Below are 270 nucleotides of genomic sequence, written 5' to 3'. Positions count from 1 at the left end.
GCACTCAATGGCGAGCCAACATCAGTAGCGATCAAAGGAGAGTACGCTCTCGCGGCTGTAAACACTTCAACAGACTACGTCACGGTATCGGGCGAGCTAGCTGTCATTAATATTGCGAGTAAAACTCTAGTTAGAACGATCGCTCTTGGCGGCCAACCAGACTCTATCGCAGTCAGCCCGGACAGCATGTATGCACTTGTGATTCTTGAAAACGAGCGTGATGAAGATCTAGGCGATGGTGCGCCACCGCAGCTTCCAGCTGGCGAGCTG

The 270-nt window shown here is 52.6% G+C and carries 1 pseudogene; it reads left to right on the top strand.

Annotated features, from left to right (window positions below):
- Nucleotides 1-270 (top strand): annotated as a pseudogene (locus A3761_RS27340) (alkaline phosphatase); the annotation flags it as partial.

Source organism: Oleiphilus sp. HI0123, from assembly GCF_001635315.1.
The sequence above is the reverse complement of the archived record's forward strand: the minus strand, read 5'-3'. Positions and strand labels throughout refer to the sequence as shown.